The sequence below is a fragment of the Clavibacter vidaverae genome (assembly GCF_047529985.1).
In the GTDB taxonomy this organism is placed as follows: Bacteria; Actinomycetota; Actinomycetes; order Actinomycetales; family Microbacteriaceae; genus Clavibacter; species Clavibacter nebraskensis_A.
This window is the reverse complement of the sequence record NZ_JBLJAM010000001.1, coordinates 1,674,322-1,694,524: the sequence shown is the minus strand read 5'-3', so window position 1 is coordinate 1,694,524 and position 20,203 is coordinate 1,674,322. Positions and strand designations below refer to the sequence as shown.

Annotated in this window: 15 protein-coding genes; 4 read left to right on the top strand and 11 right to left on the bottom strand. The window is 74.5% G+C overall.

Features of this window, described 5'->3' with window-relative positions; all coding sequences use genetic code 11:
* Nucleotides 1-15: 15 nt before the first annotated feature.
* Nucleotides 16-2,832, bottom strand: a complete 2,817-nt coding sequence (locus ACMT9T_RS07865; protein WP_414745016.1) for an LPXTG cell wall anchor domain-containing protein — start codon at nt 2,830-2,832, stop codon at nt 16-18.
* Nucleotides 2,829-4,838, bottom strand: a complete 2,010-nt coding sequence (locus ACMT9T_RS07860; RefSeq protein WP_414745015.1) for a S53 family peptidase — start codon at nt 4,836-4,838, stop codon at nt 2,829-2,831. Before ACMT9T_RS07860 ends, ACMT9T_RS07865 begins: the two co-directional genes overlap by 4 nt.
* Before the next feature lie 214 nt (nt 4,839-5,052).
* Here ACMT9T_RS07860 and ACMT9T_RS07855 point away from each other — a divergent pair, with 214 nt between their 5' ends.
* A complete protein-coding gene (locus tag ACMT9T_RS07855) occupies nt 5,053-5,778 on the top strand; it encodes a TetR family transcriptional regulator (RefSeq protein WP_414745014.1) in 726 nt (241 codons plus the stop codon).
* Between the two features lie 60 nt (nt 5,779-5,838).
* Here ACMT9T_RS07855 and ACMT9T_RS07850 read toward each other — a convergent pair whose 3' ends face one another.
* From ACMT9T_RS07850 to ACMT9T_RS07835, 4 genes are all read right to left on the bottom strand, one after another.
* Complete coding sequence (locus tag ACMT9T_RS07850; RefSeq protein ID WP_414745013.1) at nt 5,839-8,013, bottom strand: phosphocholine-specific phospholipase C; 2,175 nt, start codon at nt 8,011-8,013, stop codon at nt 5,839-5,841.
* A 321-nt stretch (nt 8,014-8,334) separates the two neighbouring features.
* Nucleotides 8,335-10,506 carry a phosphocholine-specific phospholipase C gene (locus tag ACMT9T_RS07845; RefSeq protein ID WP_414745012.1) on the bottom strand — a complete coding sequence of 724 codons (2,172 nt, stop codon included), beginning with the start codon at nt 10,504-10,506 and terminating at the stop codon, nt 8,335-8,337.
* 423 nt (nt 10,507-10,929) lie between these two features.
* Nucleotides 10,930-11,562: an alpha-ketoglutarate-dependent dioxygenase AlkB gene (locus ACMT9T_RS07840; protein WP_414745011.1), complete on the bottom strand. Its 633-nt coding sequence runs from the start codon at nt 11,560-11,562 to the stop codon at nt 10,930-10,932.
* Nucleotides 11,563-11,626: 64 nt separating this feature from the next.
* Nucleotides 11,627-12,307, bottom strand: coding sequence for a Pr6Pr family membrane protein (locus ACMT9T_RS07835; protein WP_414745010.1), 681 nt, complete (start codon nt 12,305-12,307; stop codon nt 11,627-11,629).
* Nucleotides 12,308-12,388: 81 nt separating this feature from the next.
* On the opposite strand from ACMT9T_RS07835, the gene lplAB reads away from it, so the two are divergent.
* Nucleotides 12,389-13,438: a lipoate-protein ligase LplAB gene (lplAB, locus tag ACMT9T_RS07830; RefSeq protein ID WP_414745009.1), complete on the top strand. Its 1,050-nt coding sequence runs from the start codon at nt 12,389-12,391 to the stop codon at nt 13,436-13,438.
* Nucleotides 13,439-13,463: 25 nt separating this feature from the next.
* Here lplAB and ACMT9T_RS07825 read toward each other — a convergent pair whose 3' ends face one another.
* Entirely contained in the window at nt 13,464-13,748 is a 285-nt protein-coding gene (locus tag ACMT9T_RS07825; RefSeq protein WP_063072487.1) for a GNAT family N-acetyltransferase, read from the bottom strand.
* 65 nt (nt 13,749-13,813) lie between these two features.
* Nucleotides 13,814-14,395 carry a hypothetical protein gene (locus ACMT9T_RS07820; RefSeq protein WP_414745008.1) on the bottom strand — a complete coding sequence of 194 codons (582 nt, stop codon included), beginning with the start codon at nt 14,393-14,395 and terminating at the stop codon, nt 13,814-13,816.
* Nucleotides 14,396-14,653: 258 nt separating this feature from the next.
* Between ACMT9T_RS07820 and ACMT9T_RS07815 the strand changes: the two genes are divergently transcribed.
* The gene (locus ACMT9T_RS07815) at nt 14,654-15,541 is read left to right on the top strand and encodes an amidase domain-containing protein (RefSeq protein ID WP_414745007.1); all 888 of its coding nucleotides are present in this window, start codon (nt 14,654-14,656) and stop codon (nt 15,539-15,541) included.
* On the opposite strand, the gene ACMT9T_RS07810 is transcribed toward ACMT9T_RS07815, so the two are convergent.
* Nucleotides 15,538-16,035, bottom strand: a complete 498-nt coding sequence (locus tag ACMT9T_RS07810) for a ribosomal maturation YjgA family protein (protein WP_414745006.1) — start codon at nt 16,033-16,035, stop codon at nt 15,538-15,540. The genes ACMT9T_RS07815 and ACMT9T_RS07810 overlap by 4 nt on opposite strands.
* A 64-nt stretch (nt 16,036-16,099) precedes the next feature.
* The gene (gene pgm / locus ACMT9T_RS07805) at nt 16,100-17,740 is read right to left on the bottom strand and encodes a phosphoglucomutase (alpha-D-glucose-1,6-bisphosphate-dependent) (protein ID WP_414745005.1); all 1,641 of its coding nucleotides are present in this window, start codon (nt 17,738-17,740) and stop codon (nt 16,100-16,102) included.
* 49 nt (nt 17,741-17,789) lie between these two features.
* Between pgm and pheA the strand changes: the two genes are divergently transcribed.
* The gene (gene pheA, locus ACMT9T_RS07800; RefSeq protein ID WP_414745004.1) at nt 17,790-18,752 is read left to right on the top strand and encodes a prephenate dehydratase; all 963 of its coding nucleotides are present in this window, start codon (nt 17,790-17,792) and stop codon (nt 18,750-18,752) included.
* Here the strand turns inward: pheA and ACMT9T_RS07795 are convergent.
* Nucleotides 18,749-20,116, bottom strand: a complete 1,368-nt coding sequence (locus ACMT9T_RS07795) for an APC family permease (protein WP_414745003.1) — start codon at nt 20,114-20,116, stop codon at nt 18,749-18,751. The two genes, pheA and ACMT9T_RS07795, sit on opposite strands and share 4 nt — an antisense overlap.
* Nucleotides 20,117-20,203: the final 87 nt, after the last annotated feature.

Here is a 20,203-nt window from a genome sequence, read left to right as displayed (position 1 = left end):
GGCGGGTCGTGCGGGTCAGGCGCGGGCGGCGCCTCCCGGCCGCGCGCGACGGCGGCGTCGGGACTCGAGCGCGGCCGCGGATCCGACGAGCAGCAGCAGCGCCGCGAGGGCGAGCGTCGACGCGGGCGAGGATCCCGTGCGCGGCAGCGATCCGCGGGCCGAGCCGCCCGAGGTGCCGGCCGGGCTCGAGCCGTCGGACGCGAGCGCGCCGGGTGCGAGCGCGCCCGCGCTCGCGGTGGTCGCGCCGCCGGACGGGGTGCGGCCGGACGCGGTGCCGCCGGTCGCCGTGCCGGGATCCGTGGCCGTGCCCGGGCCCGTGCCGGACGGGGATCCGGATCCCGAGCCCGCCGGGTCGACCGCGACCGCGGCCGTGGTGACGACGGCCGCCGAGACGTCCGCCGCGAGCCCGGTGGCGTCGACGAGGTGCAGGCCCGTGACGGTGCGCGCGCCGGACGCGGTGACGTCCTCGGCGAGCACCGCGGATCCGCCGTCGGGCAGCGCGAACCGCGTGCCCGGCGCGATGTCGCCCGCCGCGAGCCGCTGGCCCGCGATGGTGCCGCCGTCGCTCGAGACGTGCGCCGCGCTGCCGTCGATCGCGACCCGGAGGCCCGTGATCCGCACGGCCAGGCGGCTGCCCGGGTACAGACTCACGTCGTCGAGCGCGGCGCTGCCCGCGCCGCTGCTCGAGGCGAGGCGGATCCCGGACGCGCGGATCTGGCCCGCGGCCCCGTCCCCGGCGGTCGCGCCCGCGTCCGTGGAGGCGTCGCTCGCGGCGAGGGCGTCCGGGGCGATGCGGGTCGTGCTCGTGCTCGCGTCCGCATCCGGCCGCGCCACGGGCGTCGCCGCGACGGCGCTGGGCCCGGTCGCGCGGATCCCGTACGCCGACCAGCCGGTGGGCGCGGCGTCGGGCACGATCGGCACGGGCGACGGCGACGGCGACGGGTCCGGCGCGGGCGTCGTCGATCCGCCCGGGGCGAGGGTCACGACGCCCAGCCGCACCTCCGGGTGGCGCCCGGTGAGGTCGCGGTAGTGCAGCGCCGTGAGCGTCACGGTGCCGTCCGCGGCGACCGACCGCTCGCCGAACCGCACCTCGACGCGCGGGGTGCCGGTCGCGTCGACGCCCGTGTAGAGGTCGGTGGTGGTGTCGATCCAGACCCCGTCCACGAAGACCGCGCTGCCCGGATCCGCGAAGGACACGGTCATGGCGCCCGCGGCGGAGACGGCCGCGTGCAGCCCGGCCACCCGGAGCGCCGGCCAGCGGTACTCGGCGAGCGGATCGGTGGAGGCGCCGGGCACCTGCCGGAACGCGCTCACGTCGACCGTGGCGGTGCCCGCGGCGTCGCCCGTGCCGAGGTCGACGGCGACGGACGAGGCGGTGTCGGGATCCGTGCCCGTGCCCGTCACGGCGCCCGCCGCGGCATGCGGGGCGGCGACGGTCGCGGCCGGCTGCGGCGCGACGAGCACCGTGCCGTCCGGCGCCGTGACGCCGACGCCGTACGCGCCGACGACCTGCCCGGCCGCGGGCGGCACGACGACCTGGCCGAGGCGCACGTCCGGGTGCGCGCCCGTGAGGTCGCGGTAGTGCACGGCCGTGACGGTGAGCGTGCCGTCGGCCGCCACCTCGCGCTCGCCGAACGCGACGGTCAGGCGCGGCGCGCCCTGGTCGTCGACGCCCGTGTAGAGGTCGGTGGTGGTGTCGATCCAGCGGCCGTCGACGAAGACCGCGCTGCCCGGATCCGCGAACTCGGTCGCGACGGCGCCCGACGGCGTGATCGTGGCCGTCAAGCCGTAGACGCGGAAGGCCGTCCAGCGGTACTCGGCGAGCGGGTCGGCGGGCGCGCCCGGGAGCTGCTCGAAGGAGCCGACGCCGACCGTGGTCGTGCCGTCGGCGCCGGTCGAGACGCGCACGGAGGCGGCGTGGTCGGGCGATCCGTCCGTCGCCGCGAGGGCGTCGGCGGTGGCCGTGCGGTCGAGGCCGTCGACGCGGGGCAGGCCGTCGATCGTCCGGGAGCCGTCCGGTGCCGTGACCGTCACGCCGGTGGCGACGCGGCCGGCGGCGGGCGCGGGATCCGGAGCGGGTCCGGGGTCCGGAGCGGGCGAGGGATCGGGGGCGGGCGTCGGCTGCGGCTCCGGCGTCGGCGAGGCGGACGGCGCGGGCGTGGGCGTGGATGCCGTGGCGCCCGGGCACGTCACGGATCCCGCGCGCACGCGCCAGATCTCCGACGCGCCGGCCTCCGCCTCCACGCGGATGCCGACGGTGGTCGCGGAACCGTCCTCCGCCGTCTCCGTGGACCCGACGATCACGCGGGTCGCGCCGTAGATGGAGTCGGGCAGGTCCCGGGACCACCCCGGCGTCGCTTCGGCGTCCGCGGTCACGTCCGCGCCGCCGATCGTGAGCGCGTCGAGGTGCACGCGCGGGGCGGCCCCGGGCGTGCACGCGACCGTGAGGCCGCGGAACACGATGGCGGGTCGCGCGCGCAGCGTGAGCTCGCCGCTGGCGATGGCGCTCGTGGCGCCCGTGGGCCCGGCGGTGGAGGAGAGGCCGGTCGTGCGCGTGGCGTTCTCCTTGAGCACGTCGCCGGTGGAGGCGGCCGTGCGCGCGACCGCGGCGCCCGACGCCCACTCCGCGAGCGGCGTGGGCGCGGTGAGGGTGTCGCCGTCGATGTCGACGATCTCGACGCCCGACGCGCGCGTGGTCACGGCGGCCGCGGCCTGGGCCGAGGTCGCGACGAGGCCGCCGCACGCGAGGACCGCGGCGAGGGCGCAGGCGCCGGCGGTGCCGAGGATCCCGAGGGAGGAGCGCGAGGCGGATCCGCGCGAGGCCCGGCTCATCGTCCCGCCTCCGCGCCGAGGCCCTCGACGAACGCGCGACCCGCGGGCACGCCGGCCCCGGTGACGTCGTCCCAGCCGGGGGCGGAGCGCAGCCCCTGCCTCCCGGTGTCCCACAGGAAGAGCGTCTCGGGCCACAGCGCGCCCGCCGACGGACCGCGCGGCGACCAGGTGGCGGCCGACGCGGGCTGCACGTCGCGCAGCGCGCTCGTGCCCATGAGCGCGTAGAGGGCGGGGCTCGCGAGGCCGAAGCGCCGGCCGGTCACGGCCTTGGAGATCGCGACCATGGAGGCCACCATCGGCGTCGCGAGGCTCGTGCCGCCGTGCGCCGCGTACTCGGTGCGGCCGTGATGCGGGCCGTAGGTGATGAAGCCGGTGTCCGGATCCCCGAGCGAGGCCACGTCCGGCAGCAGCCGCCCGGTGCCCGCGACCGGGAGCCGGTCGGCCTGCCAGCTGGGCCGCGCGTACTCGGCCGACTGGCCGCCGCCCGCGCCGAACGCGAAGCCCGGCGGGATCAGCGCGCCGTTCCGGGCGAAGCGCGTCTCCGTCTCCCAGCCCGCCTCGACGGCGACGGATCCGTCCTCGGCGAGGCCCGTGCTCGTCGCGCCGACCGCCGTCACGTACGGGCTCGACGCGGGCGAGGCCACGGTCGCGGTGCCGCCGTGGTCGCCGACGCCGCTGTAGTCGCCGTCGTTGCCGGTGGATGCGAAGACCGAGACGTCGCGCGCCGCCGCCTCCACGAGCACGCGGTTGAGGAGCTCGCGGTCGTCCGCCGTGTCGAGGCCCTCCATCCCGCCGAAGGAGAGGCTGATCACGTCGGGCCCGTCCTCGGCCGCGTCCAGGATCCGCGTGTAGAGGCTCGAGCTCGTGCAGTCGTCGGCGCCCCAGTAGGAGACGGCCGCCTCGGGCGCCATCGCGTGGACGGCCTGCACGTCGAGGTGCTGCTCGTCGGTCCACGCGGTCGGGCCGCCGCAGATGCCGGTGCGCGGTGCGGTGGACGGGTGGTCGCGGTACTGGCCGGCCGTGAAGGCGGGCTCGCCGACCGCGCGGGAGTAGGTGTCGGTGTCGGACGCGGTGTCCGGGTCGTCGTAGGCCGCGACGATCGCGATGGTCGCGCCGGCGCCGCGGTCGTCGGCGGGCACGTCGTCGACGCGCCGCAGCTGCGCCGGGCCGTAGCCGCACAGCGAGTTCGAGCGGTGGGCCACGTCGACGGAGGCGGGCCACGCGTCGGTGAGGCGCTGGCCCCACCAGGCGGCGCACGTGCCGTCGTCGGCGGAGGAGGCGGGGGATCCGCCGGACGCCTGCCCGGGGATCGGCGCGGGCACCGGGCTCGCGGCGGTGGGTGCCTGCCTGCCGCCGGTCGCCTGCGTGTCGTCGGACTCCGCGTCCGAGGGCATGAGCACGTCGCCCTGCACGGTGCCGGCGACGCCGCGCACGGCGTCGAGCGCGGCGGGCACGGCGAGCGTGCGCTCGGGGGCCACCACCTCGTGGCCGTCGACGCGGAAGCGGGCGAACCCGGTGTCGAACGCGCGCGCGGCGAGCGCCAGCGTGCCGGAGACGGGCAGCGCCCCGACCTCGCCGCGGGCGTCGCCGACGTCGAGGCCGCGGTCGCGCAGCCAGGCGGCGACGGCGGGGGCTGCGTCGGGGCGGGTCGGATCCAGCAGCATCGTGAGCGCGACCGTCGCGTCGGCCGACGCGTCGCCGATCCGGGCGACGGATCCGTCGGCGGGCCAGGACGGGGCCGACCCGTCGAGCGCGCGCAGCCCGGAGGCGGCGCGCGCGGCCGCCGGGTCGGCGACGGCGGACGCGGATCCGGTGCCGGCGAGCGCGCTCGCGACGAGCGCCGTGACGGCCGCGAGGGCGACGACGCCGGAGCCGAGGGCGACCGACCGGGCGCGCGAGGGCCGCGGGCGGCGGCGTGCGAGGGCGCGGATCCGGCCCCCCGTCGGCGGGCGCTCGGCGGGCCCGCGGGCCTCGACGGGTGGGAGGGACGAGGGGCGAGAGGGCATGCGGGATCCGGCTTCGACTTCAGGGGGTGTGCGCGAGGGCGCGTGCGGATGCTACCCATATGTGAGAACCGTTCTCACCACCTGTGGAGAGGACGGGCCGGGGCGACCGGCAGCCGGGTGCCGTACACCCGCTGCTCGGTCTCGCGTCGATCCGCCCGGGTACCCTCTGTCGCGCTCCTGTGCCATGCATCGCGGGAGCGGACGGGAGCACGACATGAACCAGCGGCAGGCGGCGGTCATGCGCGCACGGCGCGAGATCGTCGAGGCGGCGGGCGCGCAGTTCGCCGCCCACGGCTACGAGGGCACGTCGTTCTCGCGCGTCGCCGAGGCGATGGGCAAGCCCAAGTCGGCCATCGGCTACCACCTCTTCCCCTCCAAGGAGGGCCTCGCGGGTGCCGTGATCGAGGACCAGGAGGCCAGGTGGCTGCGCATCGAGGCCGCGCTGGATCAGCCGGGCGGCCTGCACGAGCTCGTCGTCTTCCTGCTCACCGCGGCGCGCACGGTCGAGGTCTGCCCGGTCGCGGCCGGCGCGATCCGCCTCCAGCAGGACCTGCGCCGCCTCGGGATCGCCACGGAGCGCCGCTTCGACGTGTGGCGCTTCACCCGCGCGCACCTGGAGGCGGAGCTCGCCGTCGAGGGGGTGCGCGCCGCCGACCTCGACGCCGCCGTCGACGTCCTGCTCAGCGCCACCTTCGGCGTCCTGTCCTTCCGCTCGCCGGACGCCGCGGAGGGCGACGTGACCGACCGGCTCCGCAGCCTCTGGATCCCGCTGCTCACGCAGCTGGGGCTCGCGGACCCCGCCGCCGTGGTGCGCGCCGCGCAGCCGCTCGACCCGGCGGTCGTCGAGGCGGGCCGCCCGGAGGTGCCGGCGGCGCCCGGCGACGCGGCACGCGGATCCCGCGACGAGCCCCCGGCCGAGCAGGACCGGGCGCGCGCCTGACGGACGACGACGCCGACCGGCCCCACGCGGGACCGGCCGGCGTCGCCGCGCGTGGCGGCGCTACTGCACGCGACCCGCGTACCGGTGGCGGAAGCCGTCGCCGGCCGTGACGACCACGTCGTAGTAGCCCCACCTGTCCACCGGCCAGTCGACCGTCGTCGTGCGCCCGGGCTTCACCGTCTCGTGCCGCACGCGCGTGATGAAGTCGTTCGCCGTGAGCGTGTACTTCACCGACGGGCTCCCGGCGTTGCCGAGGGTGATGCGCAGCAGCGGCCGGCCGTCCACGACCGTCTCGGCCGTCGCCTCGGGCACCGGCACGTCCGCGCGCGCGGCCGCCACCACGGATCCGGCGAAGCGGCGCAGGAACCGGTCGGGCCCGTAGACGCTGAAGTCGTACGCGCCGCCGTGGGCCGCGCTGTCCCAGGAGTACGTCGCCGTCCCGCGCGGCGCCACCGTGAACGGCGTGGACGCGAACGGCAGGGCGATGTTGGGGAACACCTGGTGCGAGACGCCCTGGCTGCCGCGGTTGCGCATCGTGAGCGTGACCGCGCCCGTACCGCGGTCGACCACGACGTCGGCGTCCTGGCGGTAGGGGAGCGGCCGGTGCCGCATGGATCCCGGCTCCTGCTCGGGCATCCGCTGCGCGCCCACCGCGGGCTCCCGCACGGGCGGCTTCGCCATGTCCGCGTCGGCGGCCGCGACGAGCGCCTGCGTGGCGCTGAGCGGCAGCACCTCGCGGGCGGTCGGGATCGAGAAGTCGGGGTGCGCGAAGTCGAAGCACGACGTGAGGTCGCCCGAGATCGAGCGCCGCCAGTCGGAGATGTTCGGCTCGCGCACGCCCGTCCACGTCTCGAGGAACCGGATCACCGAGGTGTGGTCGAACACCTGCGAGTCGACCCAGCCGCCGCGGCTCCACGGCGACACCACCGTGAGCGGCACGCGCGTGCCGTAGCCGATCGGCAGGCCGTCCACGTACTCGTCGGGCGTGCCGGGCTCCGCGAGCGGCGGCAGCTGGTGGTCGAAGTAGCCGTCGTTCTCGTCGTAGTTGATGAGGAGCACGGTGCTCGCCCAGGTGTCCGGGTTGCTCATGAGCGCCTGGATCACCGCGTTCGTGTAGTGCGCGCCGTAGTCGGGGCTGGCCTTGGGGTGCTCGCTCCAGCCGTACGGCGCGACGACGTAGGACACCTGCGGCAGCGTGTTCGCCGCGGCGTCGCGCCCGAACTCCTCCAGGAGGTGCGTCACGTCGAGGCCCTTGCCCGAATCGGGCTTCCACCCGTCGTGCAGCCCGCCGTTGAGCGCGAGCTCGCGCGTCGCCGGATCCGTGGAGGCGAGCGCCTCGTGGTACCGGTGGAAGAGCCAGAGCGGGTTGTCGCCGTAGTCGCCCACGTAGGGGTGCGTGCTCTCGTCGCCGACCTCGTCGTTCGCGTACGTCCTCCAGCTGATCCCGGCCTCCTGCAGGCGCTCGGGGTAGGTGGTCCAGCCGAACACGGGCGCGTAGTCGTCGGGGTTGTCGATCGCGGGGCCGCCCGCCTTCCCGCGCGGGTCGACGGTGCCGGTCCACTGGAAGAGGCGGTTCGGGGTCGTCGGGCCGATGAGCGAGCAGTGGTAGTGGTCGGCGATGGTGAACGCGGAGGCGAGGGCGTGGTGGAAGGGGAGGTCCTCCTTCGTGAAGTAGCCCATGGTCTGCTCGCTCTTCGCGACGACCCAGTTGTCCCACGCGCCCTTGTTCCACGCCTGGTGTCCGCCCTTCCACGAGTGGTCGAGGCCGCCCGCGCCCTGCGCGTTGTAGCGGGAGGAGTCGAGCGGGAAGGGGAGCATGCGCCCGCCGTCGGGGCGGCTCGCGTCGGGCTGCGCGAAGACGGTGCCGCCGCCCGGCAGCTCCACGGCCTGCTTGTCGCCGAAGCCGCGGACGCCCGGGAGGGTGCCGAAGTAGTGGTCGAACGAGCGGTTCTCCTGCATGAGGATCACGACGTGCTCGACGTCGGCGATGGAGCCGGTGAGGTGGCGGCGGGCATGGGCGGTGGCGGCCGACGCGGCGCCGGGCGCGCCGGAGGCGGCTCCCGCGGCGACGCCGGCCATGATCGCGGCGGCGCCGCCGAGCAGGACGGTGCGTCGGCTGACGCCCGGGCGGATCCCGGCGCGGTAGGAGCGCGAGGGGTCGAGCGGCGGCGCGGCGTCGACGCCGGCCTGCAGGTCGACGTCCGGGGCGTGCTCTTCGGGCTTGGAGGTGCTCACGGTGACGGTCCTTCTTCCTGGTCGTGCCCGGCGCGGCGCGCAGGCGGGGACCCGGTCGTCCCGGGAGGGCCCGGGAGCGGCGGGGATGCGGGTGCGGTGGAGCGGGCGGTGCGGATCCCGGGCCCTCGGACGGGGATGCCGCCCGGGCGCCGGCACGACCGGGGATGGCGTCCGGGTGCGGATCGCGCGGGGACGACGCCGTGCCAGCCGCGAGTATGCGGCCGCCGTCGGAACAGCGCGTCACTCGGCGTGACGCGGGTGGGAACGATCCCTGAACAGGCGGGGGAGTCGCCCGCGCCCCCCGGAGCGCGGGCGCGGCGGCTACTCGACGCGACCGGCGAAGCGGTGGCGGAAGCCGCCCGGCGCCTCGACGATCACGTCGTAGTAGCCCCACCGGTCGAGCGGCCACCTCACGGTCGTCCGGCGGCCGGGCTTCACGGTCTCGTGCCGCACGCGCTCGATGAAGTCGTTCGACGTCATCGTGTAGTCCACCGAGGGCGAGCCCTCGTTCCCGAGCGTGAGCCGCAGGAAGGGCGAGCCGCCCGTCACGGCCTCGGCCTGGACGACGGGCACGGGCACGTCGCCGGTCGTCGCCGGGACCACGGTGCCGGCGAAGCGGCGGAGGAACCGGTCGGGTCCGTAGACGCTGAAGTCGTACGCGCCCGCGTGCGCCGCGCTGTCCCAGGTGTACGTCGCGGATCCGCTCGGCGCCAGCGTGAACGGGGTGCTCGCGAAGGGCAGCGCGATGTTCGGGAACACCTGGTGCGAGACGCCCTGCGCGCCCTGGTTGCGCATCGTCAGCGTGATCGCTCCCGTGCCGCGGTCCACCGTCACGTCGGCGTCCTGGCGGTAGGGGAGCGACCGGCGCCGCATGGTGCCCGGATCCTGCGCCGGCATCACCTGCGCGCCCGCGGCCGGCTCCTGCACAGGCGGCTTGGCGAGATCCGCGTCCGCCGCCGCGAGGAGGGTGCGGGTCTCGCTGAGCGGCAGCACCTGGTCGGCGGTGGGGATCGAGAAGTCGGGGTGGGCGAAGTCGAAGCAGGAGGTGAGGTCGCCCGAGATCGTGCGGCGCCAGTCGGAGATGTTGGGCTCGCGGACGCCGGTCCAGGTCTCGAGGAACCGGATGATCGACGTGTGGTCGAAGACCTGCGAGTCGACCCAGCCGCCGCGGCTCCAGGGCGAGACGACGGTGAGCGGCACGCGCGTGCCGTACCCGATGGGGAGCCCGCCGACGTACTCGTCCCGCGTCCCGGGCTCGGCGAGCGGCGGGAGCAGGTGGTCGAAGTAGCCGTCGTTCTCGTCGTAGTTGAGGAGCAGGACGGTGCTGGCCCACGTGTCAGGGTTGCTCATCAGCGCGTGGATGACGGCGTTCGTGTAGTGCGCGCCGTAGTCCGGGCTCGCCTCGGGGTGCTCGCTCCAGCCGTAGGGCGACACCACGTACGAGACCTGCGGCAGCGTGTTCGCGGCCGCGTCGGCGCCGAACTCCTGCAGCAGGTAGGACACGTCGAGGCCGCGGCCGGAGTCCGGCTTCCAGCCGTCGTGCAGCCCGCCGTTGAGCGCGAGCTGGCGCACCGCGGGATCCTTCGAGGCGAACGCGTCGTGGTACTGCTGGAACTGCCACAGCGGGTTGCAGCCGTAGTCGCCGACGTAGGGCGCCTTGTCCGGGTCGCCCACCTCGTCGTTCGCGTACGTCTTCCAGGTGACGCCGGCGTGCTGCAGGCGCTCCTGGTACGTGGTCCAGCGGAAGACCGGCTCATAGGGCTCCGGGTTGCTGATGATCGGCCCGCCGGCCCTCCCCTCCGGATCGATGGTCCCGGTCCACTGGTACAGCCGGTTCGGGGTCGTCGGGCCGATGAGCGAGCAGTGGTAGTGGTCGGCGATCGTGAACGCCTGGGCCAGGGCGTGGTGGAAGGGCACGTCGTCCTTCGTGAAGTACCCCATCGTCTGCTGCGTCTTGGCGACGACCCAGTTGTCCCAGGCGCCCTCGTTCCAGGCCGCGTGGCCGCCCTTCCAGGAGTGGTTGAGGCTGCCGGCGCCCTGCGCGTTGTGGTTCGCGGAGTCGAGGGGGAACGGCAGGAGGTGGCCGCCGTCGGTCCGGGTGGCGTCGGGCTGGGCGAAGACCGATCCGCCGCCGGGGTACTCGACCGCCTGCCTGTCGCTGAAGCCGCGGACGCCGGGGAAGGTGCCGTAGTAGTGGTCGAAGGAGCGGTTCTCCTGCATGAGGATCACGACGTGCTCGACGTCCCTGATCGACCGCGTGAGGTTCCGGCGCGTGGCCGCGGTCGCGGCGGTGGCGCTCATGGTGCCCGTCGTGGATCCGGCGGCGACGCCGGCCATGATCGCGGCGGCGCCGCCCATCAGGAGGGTGCGGCGGCTCACGCCGGGGCGGATCCCGCCGCGGTAGGGGTGCGTGGGATCCAGGGGAGGCGCGGCGTCGGCGCCGGCGCTCCTGGTGCGGTCGGCGGGGTGCTGGTCGGGGCGGGAGGTGCTCACGGTGCGATGTCCTTCTTCCATGCGCGTCCGGCGAGGGCGGGCGCGCGGGCGGGATCACGGAGGCCGGCGGGGATCGCGGGCGCGTGACGGGGAGGGCTGCTGCGGAGAGGAGCGTGCGGGGATGCGGGGCAGGGTGGTGCGTGGGTGCGATGCGGGTCGGTGCAGGGCGTCGCGGGGATGCGGTGCGGTGCGGGCGACGGCGATCTCTGCCCGGGCGCGGGATCCGCGCGGGTGCCACCGCGATGACGACGGGACGCCCGATGCGGATCGCGCCCGGGTCGTCGGCGTCGCCGGCAGCGGCGGCACGCCGCGGTGCGCGGCGGGACGTCGCTGTCGGCAGCGAGTATGCGCGCCGAGGGGGAACGGCGCGTCACGCCCGGTGATCACCCGCGGAACGCCCCCTGAACAGGGGGTGCCGACGGATCAGACGGGCCAGACCGGCCGGAACTGGATGCTGATGCGCGGCCCCACGGCCTTGGCCGTCTTGAGGATGGCGTGCTCGTGCGTGCGCTGCGCGCTGCCGCCCATGACCACGAGGTCGCCGTGCCCGAGCGGGAAGCGCCGCACCTCGCCGCCGCCCTTGGGTCGTAGCGAGAGGGTGCGGGCCGCGCCGACCGAGACGATGGCCACCATCGTGTCCCGGTCGATGGCGCGCCCGACGCGGTCGCCGTGCCAGGCGACGCTGTCGTCGCCCGTGCGGTAGAAGCAGAGCCCGGCGGTCTCGAGCACCTGCCCGGGCGGCCGGCCGTAGTGGTCGTTGAGCGCGTCGCGCGCCTCCACGAGCACGGGTGCCGGGAGGGTCGCGCGCGGCCCGAACCAGGAGAGCAGCCGGGGCACCTCGACCACGCGGCCGTGCATCAGGCGCGTGTCCGCCGTCCACTCCACGTCCTCCACGAGGCGCTCGAACAGCGCGTCGGAGTCGGTGACCCAGCCGGGCCGGATGTCGAGCCAGGCGCCCTGTCCCAGGTCGAGCCGCTCCACCTCGCCGCCGAGCGCGCCGATGGCCGGCTCGGCCTGGAGGTCGTCGAAGAGGGAGGCCTGGAACGCGATGCTCATGGCGCGAGCATAGCCCGGATGTTCGAACGCATGTTCGAACGCCCGCGCGATGGGGAGAGCGCGCTCAGGCCGCCGCGGACCTCGACGCGCGCCGCCCCGCCCACGTCAGCAGGAGCGTCAATCCGCAGATCAGCGCCGCGATGACCACGACCCAGACGGCGACGGCGCCGTACCCGCCGCCGTCGGTGGCGGGATCCAGGAACGGGTACGGGTAGTAGGTCGCCGCCCCCGTGACCTCGTTGCCGGTGAACGGTCCGCGGGCGAGCGTCACCGCCACCCAGGCGAGCGGGTAGACGACCACCCGGCCGACCGCGCCGTAGCCGAGCGCCCGGCGGTCCGGCGCGAGCAGCCAGTCGGCGAGCACGAGCAGGGGGACTACCACGTGCAGCACCTCGTTCGACCACGGGAGGTTGCCGCCGGGGATCGTCGGCAGGCCGCGGAGCAGCAGGTTGTAGACCGCGCCGGTGGTCACCATGTAGGTCGTCGCCGCCAGGCGCAGCGTCGTCCAGCCGCGTCCCGGCGCGGGCGCGCGGCGCAGCAGCCGCACGGCGCCGACGCCCAGGACCACGGCCGCGAGCAGGTTCGACTGGATCGTGAAGTACATGAGGAAGTCGATCGTCTTGCCCCAGATCCCCTCCACCCCGATGCTCCGCCAGTACGAGGAGCTGACGACGTACTGGCTCGTGACGGAGACCAGCACGGTCAGGGTGGTGAGGAGGCGGACGACCGCCCAGGTGATGCGCACGTCCCCACCGTCGCACATGCCGGCGCCTCGGGTGGATCCCCCACCCGGGGAGGGCGGCGCGCCCGGGCCTAGGCTGGGCGGATGCATGGTGAGTACAAGGTCCCCGGCGGCAAGCTCGTCGTGGTCGACCTCGACGTGACCGACGGCCGCATCTCCGGCTTCCGCCTCGCGGGCGACTTCTTCCTGGAGCCCGACGACGCGCTCGAGGCCATCGACCGGGCCGTCAACGGCCTCCCCGAGGACAGCGACGCCAACGCGATCGCCGCCGCGATCCGCCGCGCGCTCCCGCCGCAGGCCGTGCTCCTCGGCTTCTCGCCCGAGGCCGTCGCCGTCGCGATCCGCCGCTCGCTCGCCCGCGCCACGAACTGGGGCGACTACGAGTGGGAGGTCATCCACGACCGCGCCTACCGCCCCGTCGAGCAGATGGCGCTCGACCAGGTGCTCGCCGAGGAGGTCGGCGCCGGGCGCCGGAACCCCACGCTGCGCATCTGGGAGTGGGACCAGCCGGCCGTCGTCATCGGCAGCTTCCAGTCGCTCCGCAACGAGGTCGACGCCGAGCAGGCCGCCGCCCACGGCTTCGACGTCGTGCGCCGCGTCTCCGGCGGCGGCGCCATGTACATGGAGGCAGGTGCGGTCATCACGTACTCGATCTACGCGCCCGTCGACCTCGTGCAGGGCATGACCTTCGCCGACTCCTACGCCTACCTCGACGAGTGGGTCATCACCGCGCTCCGCTCGCTCGGCATCGACGCGTCGTACCAGCCGCTCAACGACATCACGAGCCCCACCGGCAAGATCGGGGGCGCCGCGCAGAAGCGCCTCGGCGCCGGCGCCGTGCTGCACCACGTCACCATGAGCTACGACATGGACGGCGAGAAGATGGTGCAGGTGCTCCGCATCGGCCGCGAGAAGATCAGCGACAAGGGCATCACGAGCGCCGCCAAGCGCGTGGACCCGCTCCGCAGCCAGACGGGCATGAGCCGCGCCGAGATCATCGACCGGATGAAGGCCACGTTCACCGGCCTCTACGGCGGGAAGCCGGGCGAGGTCACGCCGGAGGAGTGGGCGAAGACCCGCCAGCTCGTCGAGGACAAGTTCTCGACGCCGGAGTGGCTCACGCGCGTCCCGTGATCGACGGCGGTCCCGCCGGACCGCCTCAGCCGCGCTCGAGCAGCTCCCGGTAGTCGGGGTGCTCGTCGATCCACTCCGCCACGAACGGGCACGCGGCCACGACCGTGCGGGATCCGCCGCGCACGTCGTCGAGGGCCGCCCGCACCAGCTCGCCGCCGAGACCGCCGCGCCGCTTCGCGGGGTCGATCTCGGTGTGGGTGAAGACGATGCGGTCGCCCTGGATCAGGTAGTCCGCGAAGCCCGCGCGCTCGCCGTCGAGCCACAGCGTGTAGCGCGAGCCGTCGGGGTCGTGGGTCACGTCGACGCTCATCACCCCACCCTATGCGCGGATGCGCGCCCCTCCGAGGGAGGGGCGCGCATCGCGGTGGGCGGGGATCAGTCGTGGCAGTAGCTGGGCGTGTCACCGAGGTAGAACCGGAACACCTGGTCGCCGGGGCACGGCGGGTGGTGCTTCACCCACTCGGTGACGCCGGCGATCAGGCCCACGCCGATCAGGCAGAGGAAGGGGCCGATCTTGGCGATCCCGCAGAACCTCGCCGTGGCGCCGGCGCCCGTGATCGCCGTGATGATCGGCCACGCGTCCCTGCTGATGTCGACCCACGGTCCGTGCCGGTCCCAGCCGGCTGACTTCGAGCTCGCGGTGATCACGCGCGGGTCGTCCGGGGTGAGGGTCCTCGGGTCGAGGTGGGTGGTCGCCCCGTCGCCCGTCGTGACCGCGGAGGCGGTCGCGGTGATGGCCGCTCCCGCCCGGGCCTCGGCCGCCGCGGCATGCGCGCTCGCGGTCGTGGTCGCGCTGGCGAGGTGCCTCTCGGTCGCCTGGGCCGGGAGGGAGTAGCCGATCACCAGGGCGAGTGCCGCGGTGATGGCGACGGCGACGGCGGCGACGTGCTGGTGCGCGCGTCCGATCCGTCCGCGGCCGTTCGTGGTGCCGGATGGTGCAGAGGTGATGCGTGTCATCGGTGCCTCCTCAGTGGATGTTCCTCGTGGCGGTGCTCGCGGCGCGGGTCGCCGCTGTCATGAGGATGGTGCTCGGGCATCGGACGGCATCCGATTCTCCACAAGTCGATCGACTGACCTACCGGGCGTCGTGCCGGAGGCCGCGCGACCTCCTCCCCGGTGGCACCCGCCGCGCCGTCCGGGGAGCGCACGGGGGAGCGGGGTACCCTGATCGGGCCCGGCATCCCGGCGCACCCCCCCTACCTCCCGGAGCAGCACGTGACCGCCGACATCCGCCGCCGCAGCATCCTCGCCGCCGCGCTCGCGGTCCCCGTGACCGCCGCCCTCGCCGCCTGCACGCGCCAGGAGCCCGCCCCGCGCGCCACCCTCGGCGCCGACGGCCAGCCGGCCGCATCCGGGTCGCCCGCCGTCACCGCGGTCGAGCCCGCCACGCTCTCCGTGTCGGGCGGCCAGACCGTCACGCTCACGGGCGCCGGCCTGTCCGCCGCGACGGCCGTCATGTTCGCGGGCACCGCGGGCACGGACCTGAAGGTCGCGGGCGACGGATCCGTCACGGTCGTGGCGCCCCGCTCCGCCGACTACGAGGACCGGTCCGCCGACGTCCAGGTCATGGCCGGCGACGCCGCGCTCACCACCACGACCGCCGCGTACGCCGCGCAGACGCCCGTCGACAAGCAGCTCCAGTACGCGCTCGCCCACTGGGACTCCTACAACCTGCAGGAGTACGGCAACTTCAATCCGTCGGGCGGCGACTGCGTCAACTTCGTGAGCCAGACCCTCATCCAGCGCGGCTGGGAGATGACGACCGAGTGGCACAACCGCGGCGGCGGCTCCGACTGGACGTACGCGTGGATCCACGTGCCCACCTTCGACAAGTGGCTCACGGCCAACGCCTCCACGCTCGGCATCACGCGCCTCGAGCTCGCGGACCGCGACAAGCTGAAGGTCGGCGACATCGTCATCTTCGACTGGAACCGCAACTCGTCGCCCGACCACACGCAGATCGTCTCGGCCATCGAGCCGAAGGACGGCGGCAACGTCGTGAAGATGGTCGGCCACAACCTCGACAACGACTACCGCGACCTCGACGCGACCATCACCACCGAGCACCCCGGCGCCGAGGTGCACTTCTGGAGCGTCTCCTAGCCCACGTCGCCGACCTCGCGTCCGACCCGCAGCAGCCGGTCGACGAGGAGCACGATCAGCACGCCCGCTGCGTAGGCCGCGAGGTCGACGGGGTCGTACCCGGTGCCGAGCAGCAGCCGGCAGAGCGGCACGTGCACCGCCCAGATCGCGGGCCACCCGGTGATCTGCAGCAGCTCGATCCCCGTGCACCACACGAGCACGGCGGCCCCGTGCACGACCGTGTCGACGCGGGGGAGCGCCGCGATCAGCGCGAGGTGGATCGCGGCCGCGTAGAAGATGTCGGGCCACAGCCCCCGGCCGTCGCTGTGGGTGACGACCATGCCCGCGATGACCACCGCGAGGAGCGATCCGAGCGCGAGGACCCGTCGGCGGGCGTGCCCGTCGGGCAGCCGCACGTCCCGGTCCACGACGGGCGCGGCGTCGGCCGGACCGTCGGCGGGGTGCATCGACGGCTCGTCCCAGACGAACGCATCCACGTCCCCCGAATGGCGCATGCTCCAACCCTAAGCACCGCGGATGCGAACCCGCCCCCGGCGGCCTCGCATCCACGGACCCCCGTCACGCGCCGAGCGCGGCGTCCACGATCCGGCGGGCCTCGGCCTGCACCTCGTGCAGGTGGTCGACGCCCACGAACGACTCGGCGTAGATCTTGTAGACGTCCTCGGTGCCGCTCGGGCGCGCGGCGAACCACGCCTTCTCGGTGACGACCTTGACGCCGCCGACGGCCGCGCCGTTGCCGGGCGCGCTGCTGAGCTTGGCGGTGATCGGGTCGCCCGCGACCTCGGTCGCCGTGATGGCGTCGCCGTCGAGCTTGCCGAGCGTGGCCTTCTGCGCCTTGGTCGCGGCCGCGTCGACGCGCTCGTACACCGGGTCGCCGAAGCGCTCGGTGAGCTCGCGGTAGAGCACGCTCGGGGTCTTGCCCGTGACGGCGAGGATCTCGGCGGCGAGGAGCGCCAGGAGGATCCCGTCCTTGTCGGTGGTCCAGACCGTGCCGTCCATGCGGAGGAAGCTCGCGCCGGCGGACTCCTCGCCGCCGAAGCCCACGGATCCGTCGATGAGGCCGGGCACGAACCACTTGAAGCCGACCGGCACCTCCCAGAGGCGGCGGCCGAGCGACTCGGCGACCCGGTCGATCACGCTGGAGGAGACGAGCGTCTTGCCGATCGCCGCGTCCTCGCGCCATTCGGGACGGTGCGCGTAGAGGTAGTCGATGGCGACCGCGAGGTAGTGGTTCGGGTTCATGAGCCCGGCGTCGGGCGTGACGATGCCGTGGCGGTCGGCGTCGGCGTCGTTGCCCGTGAGGATGTCGAAGTCGTCCTTGCGCGCGAGCACGCTCGCCATGGCGGAGGAGGACGACGGGTCCATGCGGATCTTGCCGTCCCAGTCGAGCGTCATGAACGACCACGCGGGATCCACCTCGGGGTTCACGACCTCGAGGTCGAGCCCGTGGCGCTCGGCGATGGCGGCCCAGTACTCGACCGAGGCACCGCCGAGCGGGTCCGCGCCGATGCGGACGCCCGCCTTGCGGATGGCCTCCATGTCGATGATGGAGCCGAGGTCGTCGACGTAGTGGCCGAGGAAGTCGTAGCCCTCCACCTGCGCGCGCGCCTGGTCGAGCGGGACGCGCTTCACGTCGACGAGGCCGCCCGCGATGATCGCGTTGGCGCGCGACGCGATCCAGCCGGTGGCGTCGGAGTCGGCGGGGCCGCCGTGCGGCGGGTTGTACTTGAAGCCGCCGTCGGCCGGCGGGTTGTGGCTGGGGGTCACGACGATGCCGTCGGCCACGTCGTCGTCGCCGTGCTGCTCGTCGCGGTTCCAGCGGAGGATCGCGTGCGAGAGGGCGGGGGTGGGGCACCAGGAGTCGCGGGAGTCGGCGAGCACGCGCACGCCGTTGGCGACCAGCACCTCGAGCGCGGTGTCCTCGGCGGGCTTCGAGAGCCCGTGGGTGTCGCGGCCGATGAAGAGGGGGCCGGTGATGCCCTGCTCGGCGCGGTACTCCACGATCGCCTGCGTGATCGCGAGGATGTGGTCCTCGTTGAACGCGGTCTTCAGGGAGCTGCCCCGGTGGCCGCTCGTGCCGAACGCCACCTTCTGCTCGGGATCCTCCACGTCGGGGTGGAGCTCGTGGTACGCCCGGATCAGCTCGTCGATGTCGATGAGGTCGGACGGGAGGGCGGCGGTGCCTGCGCGGTCATGCATGGATCCATCCTGGCACCGGGCCCCGCCGATTCCCATCTAGGGTGCAGGCATGGCCGAGACCCCGCGACCCGACGAGACCTACAGCTACCTCGGGCCGTCGGGCACCTTCACGGAGGCCGCGCTCAAGCAGGTGGAGGCCGCCCGCGGTCGCAGCTGGCGCGCGGTGAACAACGCGTCCGAGGCGCTCGCCGACGTCGTGGCCGGCACGTCGGTCGCCGCGATGATCGCCATCGAGAACTCCGTCGAGGGCGGGGTGACCGCCACGCAGGACGCGCTCGCGAACATCCCGGGCCTGCGGATCCTCAGCGAGCACCTCGTGCCGGTGTCCTTCGACCTCGTGGTGCGGCCGGGCACGGCGCTCGCGGACGTGCGCACGGTCGCCGCGCATCCGGTCGCCTACGGCCAGTGCCGCCGCTTCCTCGAGCGCGAGCTGCCGACGCACGGGCACGTGCCCGCGTCCTCCAACGTCGCCGCGGCCCTGGCGCTGCTGGATGGCGGCATCGCGGACGCCGCCATCGCGCCGCCGCAGATCACGGAGAGCCAGCCGCTCGAGGCCGTCGCCCGCGGCATCGGCGACAACCCGAACGCCGTCACGCGCTTCGTGCTGGTCGGCCGCGCGACCACGCTGCCGCCGCGCACGGGCGCCGACAAGACGAGCCTCATCGTGGAGCTGCCCGACGACCGGGCCGGATCCCTGCTCGACCTCCTCGAGCAGTTCGCGACCCGCGGGGTGAACCTCGCGCTCATCCAGTCGCGGCCCATCGGCGACGAGCTCGGGCGGTACCGCTTCGTCATCGACGCCGAGGGGCACGTGCACGACGAGCGCGTGGCCGACGCGCTGCTCGGGATCCGCCGCTTCAGCCCGCGGGTCACGTTCCTCGGCTCGTACCCGCGGGCCGACGGCACCCCGAGCACGTACCGCGCCCGGTACGAGGACGACGTGTTCCTCGAGGCGCGCGACTGGCTCCGGGCGATCGTCTCGGCCGAGCCGGGCGCCGGCGCGGACGCCTAGGCGCGGTCGCGGTCGCGGCCCACGCCCGTCGAGCGCGCGCCCGTCGCCCGGCTGATCAGGTAGAGCACCACGCCGACGGCCAGGAGGATCGCGCCGAACAGCCACACCTGCCCGCTCTGCTGGGTGAGCAGCAGGACGCAGGAGAGCACGCCGAGCACGGGGACGACGGTCCAGACGCGGAAGTGCGCGTGCTCCACGCGGTCCTTGCGCAGCACGAGCACGGCGACGTTCGTGCTGATGAAGACGAACAGCAGCAGGAGCACCACGGTCTCGGCGAGCGTGCCCACGTCGCCGACGGAGGTGAGCGCGACGGCGACCAGCGTCGTCGCGACGATCGCGACCCACGGCGTCCGGCGCCTCGGCAGCACCCGGCCGAGCACGCCGGGCAGGAGGCCCTGCTCGCTCATGCCGAAGGTGACGCGGCTCGCCATGATCATGGTCAGCAGCGCGCCGTTGGCCACCGCCACGAGGGCGATGAGGCTGAAGATCCACGGCGGGATGCCGACGCCGGTCGCCTGCACGACGGCCAGCAGCGGGCCGGTGGACTCCTGGAGCTCGTCCGGGGAGAGCGCGGCCGAGCTGGCGAGCGCGACGAGCACGTAGACGACGCCCGCGGTGGCGAGCGCGCCGAACAGGGCCTTCGGGTAGACGCGGCTGGGATCCCGCACCTCCTCGGCCACGTTGGCGCTCGTCTCGAACCCGACGAACGAGTAGTAGGCGACGATCGCGGCCGAGAGCGTGGCGAGCGCGGCGTTCGATCCCTCCGGGAACTCGGTCACGCGCGACACGTCGCCGCCCCCGCCGCCGAGCATGACGGCCACGACGACGATCACGATCACGAGGCCGCTCAGCTCCACCACCGTCATGATCACGTTGCCGCGCATGCTCTCGGTGATCCCGCGGGCGTTGAGCGCCGCGACCAGCAGCAGGAAGACGATGGCGGCGGGGATCCGCGGCACGTCCATCACGGGCGCGAGCAGCGTCGAGAGGTACTGGCCCGCGAACGCGAGCGAGAGGCCCGCGGCGCTCACGACGCCGGCCGCGAGCATCGAGAACCCCACGAGGAACGACACGACGGGCACCTTGAAGGCGCGCTCGGCGAAGATCGCGGCGCCGCCCGCCTTCGGGTACTTGGTGACGAGCTCGGCGTACGACCCCGCGGTGAGCAGCGCCAGCAGCAGGGCCACCACGAGCGGGACCCAGAGCGCGCCGCCCACGTCCTCCGCGAGCGTGCCCATGAGCGCGTAGATCCCCGCGCCGAGCACGTCGCCCAGGATGAAGAGGAACAGCAGCGGTCCGGTGATCGCCTGCTTGAGCTTCGAGCCCCCTGCGGCGGCGGGCTCGGTGTCGGTCGTCGTGGCCATGCGGGTCCTCCTCGGGGATCGCCGGGTCGGGTGCCCGGCGGCGGCGCTCGCGCGCCTCACCCTGACGACCCTGGCCCGTTCTCGCGT

Coding starts and splice junctions, on each gene's coding strand:
- lplAB (WP_414745009.1), top strand. CDS start 12,389: ATGCATGGTGAGTACAAGGTCCCCGGCGGCAAGCTCGTCGTGGTCGAC.
- ACMT9T_RS07865 (WP_414745016.1), bottom strand. CDS start 2,832: ATGAGCCGGGCCTCGCGCGGATCCGCCTCGCGCTCCTCCCTCGGGATC.
- ACMT9T_RS07860 (WP_414745015.1), bottom strand. CDS start 4,838: ATGCCCTCTCGCCCCTCGTCCCTCCCACCCGTCGAGGCCCGCGGGCCC.
- pheA (WP_414745004.1), top strand. CDS start 17,790: ATGGCCGAGACCCCGCGACCCGACGAGACCTACAGCTACCTCGGGCCG.
- ACMT9T_RS07810 (WP_414745006.1), bottom strand. CDS start 16,035: ATGCGCCATTCGGGGGACGTGGATGCGTTCGTCTGGGACGAGCCGTCG.
- ACMT9T_RS07840 (WP_414745011.1), bottom strand. CDS start 11,562: ATGAGCATCGCGTTCCAGGCCTCCCTCTTCGACGACCTCCAGGCCGAG.
- ACMT9T_RS07820 (WP_414745008.1), bottom strand. CDS start 14,395: ATGACACGCATCACCTCTGCACCATCCGGCACCACGAACGGCCGCGGA.
- ACMT9T_RS07825 (WP_063072487.1), bottom strand. CDS start 13,748: ATGAGCGTCGACGTGACCCACGACCCCGACGGCTCGCGCTACACGCTG.
- ACMT9T_RS07795 (WP_414745003.1), bottom strand. CDS start 20,116: ATGGCCACGACGACCGACACCGAGCCCGCCGCCGCAGGGGGCTCGAAG.
- ACMT9T_RS07855 (WP_414745014.1), top strand. CDS start 5,053: ATGAACCAGCGGCAGGCGGCGGTCATGCGCGCACGGCGCGAGATCGTC.
- pgm (WP_414745005.1), bottom strand. CDS start 17,740: ATGCATGACCGCGCAGGCACCGCCGCCCTCCCGTCCGACCTCATCGAC.